The organism is Actinomadura logoneensis, from assembly GCF_003428695.1.
Taxonomy (GTDB): domain Bacteria; phylum Actinomycetota; class Actinomycetes; order Streptosporangiales; family Streptosporangiaceae; genus Spirillospora; species Spirillospora logoneensis.
The window spans coordinates 1-5,639 of sequence record NZ_QURH01000859.1; the positions used below are offsets into that span (position 1 = coordinate 1).

General features: G+C 74.9%; 8 protein-coding genes. 6 read left to right on the forward strand and 2 right to left on the reverse strand.

The genetic code is table 11. The features are described 5' to 3' along the window. Together DZF91_RS29050 and DZF91_RS29055 are read right to left on the reverse strand one after the other, a co-directional pair. Nucleotides 1-213, reverse strand: a 213-nt coding sequence (locus tag DZF91_RS29050) for a hypothetical protein (RefSeq protein ID WP_199486962.1), incomplete at its 3' end; no start/stop codon positions are given. A gap of 170 nt (nt 214-383) precedes the next feature. Continuing rightward, a complete protein-coding gene (locus DZF91_RS29055) occupies nt 384-1,043 on the reverse strand; it encodes a hypothetical protein (protein WP_117360308.1) in 660 nt (219 codons plus the stop codon). A gap of 97 nt (nt 1,044-1,140) precedes the next feature. Between DZF91_RS29055 and DZF91_RS29060 the strand changes: the two genes are divergently transcribed. From DZF91_RS29060 to DZF91_RS29085, 6 genes are all read left to right on the forward strand, one after another. Beyond that, nucleotides 1,141-1,800, forward strand: coding sequence for a LysE family translocator (locus tag DZF91_RS29060; protein WP_117360309.1), 660 nt, complete (start codon nt 1,141-1,143; stop codon nt 1,798-1,800). A 42-nt stretch (nt 1,801-1,842) separates the two neighbouring features. Next, a complete protein-coding gene (locus DZF91_RS29065; protein ID WP_117360310.1) occupies nt 1,843-2,025 on the forward strand; it encodes a DUF3099 domain-containing protein in 183 nt (60 codons plus the stop codon). Between the two features lie 25 nt (nt 2,026-2,050). After that, a complete protein-coding gene (locus DZF91_RS29070; RefSeq protein WP_235834640.1) occupies nt 2,051-2,680 on the forward strand; it encodes a trimeric intracellular cation channel family protein in 630 nt (209 codons plus the stop codon). 47 nt (nt 2,681-2,727) lie between these two features. Next, entirely contained in the window at nt 2,728-3,540 is an 813-nt protein-coding gene (gene fdhD / locus DZF91_RS29075) for a formate dehydrogenase accessory sulfurtransferase FdhD (RefSeq protein ID WP_117360311.1), read from the forward strand. A 93-nt stretch (nt 3,541-3,633) separates the two neighbouring features. Beyond that, the gene (locus DZF91_RS29080; protein ID WP_117360312.1) at nt 3,634-4,479 is read left to right on the forward strand and encodes a M24 family metallopeptidase; all 846 of its coding nucleotides are present in this window, start codon (nt 3,634-3,636) and stop codon (nt 4,477-4,479) included. Then, nucleotides 4,476-5,639 (forward strand): alpha/beta fold hydrolase (locus DZF91_RS29085; protein WP_117360313.1); only part of this gene is annotated, 1,164 nt, incomplete at its 3' end. The genes DZF91_RS29080 and DZF91_RS29085, both read left to right, overlap by 4 nt.

Below are 5,639 nucleotides of genomic sequence, written 5' to 3' on the forward strand. Positions count from 1 at the left end.
CGGGGCGGAGGCGCGGGACGCGCCCGGAGCGGCCCCGCGGGCGGCGCGCGGCGGGCCCAGGGCTTCGGTGAGCGCGCCGGACACGTGCCGCTTCTGGACGGGGCTCAGCCTGTCGTACCCGAACCCGCCCGCGTGCGCCGCGGGGGCGGCCAGGCTCAGGGTCCCCGCGAGCACCAGGGCCGTCGCGGAAGCGGTCAGGGTGCGTGTTCCCATGCGGACTCCTCGCCGAGCAACCGCTACAGCCGTGTAGATCTTCACGGCCTTCGCAGGGAACGTAGATCTGCGCTCGGGTCCCATCAACCCCCGGTGGCCGACCCCGGACAAACGCGTCACGTCCGGATCCGGACGCCCGTCCGGGGTCGGCCACCCGCGGGGGCGGACGCTCAGCCCGCCGCGGTGCGGCGTTCCGCCGTCGCGGTAGGGCGTTCCGCCGTCGCGGTAGGGCGTTCCGCCGGCGCGGCCCGGCGCCGCCGCAGCCGAAGGACGGCCACGAGCGCCACGGTGGCCAGGGCGCAGACGAGGTATCCGGCGAGCCCGGCCTCGCCGACCGCGGTCAGGACGCGTCCGGTGGTGTCGTAGGCGGCGATGAGGCGTCCGCCGGAGTCGAGCGGGTCGCCGATCCCCAGCAGCGCCGCGAGCGGGACGGCGATCTCCTCGGAGGCGTCGGCGGAGTCCGGGAAGGCCCAGGCGAAGGCGAGCAGCGCGACGTCGGTGACGGCGAACGCCGCGACGGCCGGGCCGCCGACCCGCCCGCGCGGCAGCGCCAGCGCCGCGGCGATCAGCGGCGAGAGCAGCACGAGCGGGAGGAGCCCCAGGGAGAACAGCATCATCGCCGCGAGCCAGCCGGGGGCCAGCAGCCGGGCGGCCACGGCGACCGCCATCACGCCGGCCTGGACGAGCAGCATGCCGCGCCGGGTCATGACGGGGCGCCGGGTGATACGGCGCGAGGTCATGAAGTGGCGCGGGCTCATGATGTGGCGCGGAGTCATGATGTGGCGCGGGCTCACGAAAAGGCGCGGGGTCATGATGTCGCGTCGGGTCATGCTCCGAGCCTTCCGCCGCGGCCCGCGCGGCGGCAGCGCTCGGATACTCAGGCGGTCGCGCGCGGGTACTCAACCGCGCCGCCGCTACCATCGACGCGTGCCCGCACTCATGTTTCCTTTCCTGATCGTCGTCGCCGTCCTGACCGTCACTCCGGGTCCCGACATGGCCCTGGTGCTCCGGAACGGTGTCCGGGGCGGGCCGTCCGTCGCGTGGTGGACGGGTCTGGGATGCTGCCTGGGCATCGCGGTGCACGCCCTCGCCGCCGTGGCGGGGCTGTCGGCGCTGCTCGCCGCCTCGGCCGCGGCGTTCGCGGTCGTCCGGCTGGCGGGCGCCGCGTACCTGGTCTACCTCGGCGTGTCGGCGCTCTGGCACACCCGCCGCCGCGCGTCCCGCCCCGCCCCCGCGGAACCCGCCGAACCCGCCGTTCCCGTCGCCTCCTCCCCCGGCGCGGCCGTCAGCCGGGCGGCGGCGTTCCGGCAGGGGCTGCTCAGCAACCTGCTCAACCCCAAGATCGTGCTGATCTTCCTCACCCTGCTGCCGCAGTTCGTCGCGGACGGCGAGCCGCGCCTGGCGACCACGGCCGTGCTGGCCGGGGTGTTCCTGGCCACCGCCGTGCTGTGGTGGCGGCTGTTCTCGCTGCTGGTGGGCGCCCTCGGCCGGGTGCTGTCGCGGGAGCGGGTGCGCCGGGTGTTCGACCGGGTGACCGGGACGGTGCTGGTGGGCCTCGGCCTGCGGATGGCCGTGGAGCACGGCTGACCCCCGGAGGGCGGGCCGCGGCCCGCGACGTAGCCTGGAGGCATGAGGCGCCGCAAGGTGGCGTACGGCGTCATGATGGGGACCTGTCTCACGCTGTTCGTCCTGTCGTGGACGGTGGTGGCCCGGTTCAGCCCGCCGGCCGCCATCGTGATGTCGATCGTCGCCATGGTGATCCCGCCGTTCGCCGCCATCGTCGCCAACTGGAACATCGACCGGCGGCGCTGACCGCCCCGGCTGAGATGATCTCCCGGTGAGCGACCTCGGCATTCCCGGCGTCCTCGACCTCGTGGGGATCTTCGTGTTCGCGGTGTCGGGGGCGCTGGCGGCGGTGCAGAAGCGGCTGGACGTGGTCGGCATGGTGGTGCTGGCCGAGATCACCGCGCTCGGCGGCGGGATCCTGCGGGACCTGGTGATCGGGGCGGTGCCGCCCGTGGCGTTCACCAGCGTCTCCTACGTGGTGGTCCCGCTGCTCGCGAGCGCGCTGGTGTTCTTCTGGCACCCCCACTTCACCCGGATCATGCCGGCGGTGATGCTGTTCGACGCGGCGGGCCTCGGCCTGTTCTGCGTCACCGGCGCGATCAAGGCGCTGGACTACCACCTGTCGCCGCTGCACGCGGTGCTGCTCGGCGTGATCACGGCGGTCGGCGGGGGCATCCTGCGCGACATGATGAGCGGGCAGATCCCGTCGGTGCTGTACGACCGGCAGCTGTACGCGCTGCCCGCGCTGGTCGGCGCGACGGTCGCGACCGCGCTGTGGCAGCAGCCGCAGCTGCACGGGGTGTTCGTGTCCGCCGGGTCGGCGCTGCTGGCGTTCGGGCTGCGGGTGGCCGCGATGAGGTGGAACTGGCGGACGCCGCGCGCCCGGGGCGTCGGCGACTGACCGTCCGGGCGGCCGGCGGTCGAGATGGGGAGGGGTGGTTGCGAGCCATGGGGCGGATCACGGTGCGCAGGCCGGTGGAGCGGCTGGCGGTGGGCGGCGCGCGGAGCCGCCGGGCGGACACCCTCGCGGTGGAGGAGCCGCTGGAGATCCGGGTGGGCGGCGCGCCGCTCACGATCACGATGCGGACGCCCGGCGACGACTTCGACCTGGTGGCGGGCTTCCTGGCGGCGGAGGGGATCGTCGGGTCGGCGGACGACATCGCCGCGATGCGGTTCTGCGCCGACACCCACGAGCAGAACACCCTGGACGTGACGCTCGCCCCGGACGTCCGTCCGCCGGACGCCGCGCTCGTCCGCGCGTTCACCACGACCAGCGCGTGCGGGGTGTGCGGCAAGTCGAGCATCGAGGCGCTGCGCGCCGACCGCCGCTACGACGTGGCCGCCGACCCGCTGGAGCTGGACGCCGCGGTCCTCGCCGGCTTCCCGGACACGCTGCGCGCCGCCCAGCGGGTGTTCGACCGGACCGGCGGCCTGCACGCGGCGGGCCTGTTCGGGGCGTCCGGCGAGCTGCTCGCCCTGCGCGAGGACGTCGGACGGCACAACGCGGTGGACAAGGTCGTCGGATGGGCGCTGCGCGCGGGCCGGCTCCCGCTCACCGGGACGGTCCTCATGGTGAGCGGCCGGGCGTCGTTCGAGCTGACGCAGAAGGCGATGACCGCGGGCGTCCCCGTCCTGGCGGCGGTGTCGGCGCCGTCGTCGCTGGCGGTGGAGCTGGCCGAGGACGCCGGGATGACGCTCGTCGGCTTCCTGCGCGGGACGACGATGAACGTCTACACCGGCGGCGCCCGCATCCGGCCCTGACCCGTGGCGCGTGACAGGTGGCGCGTGACCCGTGGCGCGGGTCACCCGTGGGTCGGCTTGACCGGCGGGACGTCCGCGCGATTAATTAACATCGTGTCCAATAATGTCGCGCTCGCCCGCACCGACGACCCGGCGGAGCTCGAGCGGTTCCGCGAGATCCAGCGCCTGTGCTACCGGTGCGCCGAGGAGGTGGCGGCCACCCTGGAGCCCGGCGTCACCGAACGCGAGGCCTGCCGCCGGATGCGGCACTGGCTGCGCGACCACGGCGTGGACGACTGGCTGCACACCCCGTTCGCCTGGTTCGGCGACCGCTCCGCCTTCCAGGGGTTCCGGGTGCCCACCCAGTTCCTGCCGAGCGGCAGGCGGCTGGAGGAGGGGATGCCCTACATCCTCGACATGGCCCCGGTGAAGCGGGGCTACTCCGCCGACATCGGGTACGGGGGCGTGCTCGGCGAGAACCGGATCTGGGACCGCCTCGACGCCGACCTCGCCGAGTACCGCGACCTCATCCTGGAGCTGGTGCGGGAGCGGCGGACGTTCGCCGCGATCTACGCCGAGGTGGACGCCCTGATCGACCGGCAGGGCCACCAGAACCGGCACCGCAAGTACCCCGGGCGCGTCATCGGGCACCAGGTCGGGATCATCGGCGGGCCGCTGCCCCGGCGCGTCGGGTTCCCCTTCGGGGTCCGGTTCCTGCAGACGATCGGCCGCGAGCTGGTCAAGGAGCGGCTGGAGGGCCGCTCGCCGCTGTGGAACGGCACGAAGCGGTCCCAGCATCCGCCGACGCCGGGCCTGTGGGCGGTCGAGCCGCACATCGGGTTCCGCGGCGTCGGGGTGAAGTTCGAGGAACTGCTCGTGGTCACCGAGGACGACGCCTACTGGCTCGACGACGACCTGCCCCACGTCCACCGCTGGGCCGCGCGAAAGGCTGCCGCATGACCGCCCCGAACAACCCCGACACCACCACGCCGAACGAGGCGGGGACGTCCGCCCCGGGCGACCCGGCGACGTCCGTCCCCGGCACGCCCCGAGCGCACGAGGAGACGGCGCGGAGCTCGGCCGCCGTGCGGCGCCGGCGGGTCCGGGGCGACGGCGTCGACCTGGCCGTCTACGAGCAGGGCGACCCGGCCCGCCCGACCGTCCTGCTCGTGCACGGGTACCCCGACACGCACGCGGTCTGGGACGAGGTCGCCGGACGGCTCGCCGAGCGGTACCACGTCGTCCGGTACGACGTGCGGGGCGCGGGCGCGTCGTCGCGGCCGTTCGGGAAGCGGCACTACACCTTCTCCTACCTCATGTCCGACCTGCGGGCCGTCCTGGACGCGACCGCGCCCGAGCGGAGGGTGCACCTGGTCGGGCACGACTGGGGGTCCATCCAGTCCTGGGAGGCCGTCTGCACGATGCCGGACCGGTTCGCCTCCTTCACCTCGGTCTCCGGGCCCTGCCTGGACCACGTCGCGCGGTGGACGCGCCGCAACCTGCGCCGCCCGACGCCGCGCAACGTGCGGCTCGGGCTCGGCCAGGCCGTCCGGTCCTGGTACATCTACTTCTTCCAGACGCCGCTGCTGCCCGAGCTGGTGTGGCGGGCGGGGATGGCCCGGCCGTTCACCAGGGCGCTGGAGGCCGGCGAGGGCGTGCCGGCCCGCGAGGGGCACCCGGCGCGGACGCTGCCCCGCGACGGCGCCGCCGGGGTCGGGCTGTACCGGGCGAACATGCTCCGCCGGATGCGCGCCCCGCTCCCCCGCCGCACCGACGTCCCCACCCAGGTCATCGTCCCGACCCGGGACCTGTTCGTGTCGCCGCACCTGGTCGGCGGGCTCGGCGGCAGCGTCCCGGACCTGTCGCTGCGGACGGTCCCCGCCGGGCACTGGGTGGTGCGCAGCCATCCCGAGGTGGTCGCCCGCTGGATCGGCGAGCACATCACCCGTACGACGGGCGGCGCGCTGACCGCCGCCGAGTCCCGCGCGCTGCGCCGCGCCCGGGTCTCCCCGGGACGGCGCCCGTTCGAGGGGTCGCTGGTGGTGGTGACCGGCGCGGGCAGCGGCATCGGCCGCGCCACCGCGCTGGCGTTCGCCGAGCGCGGCGCGGAGGTCGTCGCC

Excerpts from the sequence above, each read along its gene's own strand:
- DZF91_RS29055 (WP_117360308.1), bottom strand. The coding sequence starts at position 1,043 with ATGACCCGACGCGACATCATGACCCCGCGCCTTTTCGTGAGCCCGCGC.
- DZF91_RS29065 (WP_117360310.1), top strand. The coding sequence starts at position 1,843 with ATGAGGCGCCGCAAGGTGGCGTACGGCGTCATGATGGGGACCTGTCTC.
- fdhD (WP_117360311.1), top strand. The coding sequence starts at position 2,728 with ATGGGGCGGATCACGGTGCGCAGGCCGGTGGAGCGGCTGGCGGTGGGC.